This is a genomic window from Bacteroides sp. LFL-34 (genome assembly GCF_027257075.1).
Taxonomy (GTDB): domain Bacteria; phylum Bacteroidota; class Bacteroidia; order Bacteroidales; family Bacteroidaceae; genus Bacteroides; species Bacteroides ovatus.
On record NZ_JAPQKZ010000168.1, the window covers coordinates 1 to 565 of the forward strand.

Genomic DNA, 565 nt, shown 5'->3' on the forward strand with positions numbered 1-565 from the left:
AAAGGTCTCAGAAGCTCATTTTCAAAAAGTGCTCAAGCGACAAAAAAGTGCTAATTCGACAAAAAAAGTGCTCAAACGACAATTTGAAAAGTGCTCAAACGACAATTTTTATAAAACGCTATATTTCAACAGAAAAAGTTTTTGTAATATTTTGGGCGCTGAATGGCATTTATTACCTTTGGAGAAGACAAAGATAATAAATTCAAGTTTATATGAGCAGAAAAATCACTTTTCTCACCCTGTTTCTGTGGCTGATGACGGTAACTTTTCCTGTCATTGCGCAGCAGAAAACAGACACAGTTTACACCTTCCGCTTCGTTCCGCAGAAGGACATGTTCTACGTGCCTTGGAATGGCAATGACACGGAACTTGCCCGCCTGTTGGAATGTATCGAAAACAACAAAACCACAATTCTTGACGGCAAGCTGCCGCTACTGGTTGACGGATACTGTAATTCACTGGGCAGTGAAGCCGAGAACCTTGCCACGGCGAAGATCCGTGCCAACCGTGTGAAATCCGAACTGATTATCCGTGCGGAAATAAAAGAGGAGAATTTCATTACCCG

Annotated in this window: 1 pseudogene; it reads left to right on the top strand. The window is 41.8% G+C overall.

Annotation, left to right across the window (positions count from 1 at the left end):
* Positions 1-212: 212 nt before the first annotated feature.
* Positions 213-565, top strand: a pseudogene (locus tag N5O98_RS27410) (DUF3575 domain-containing protein); the annotation flags it as partial.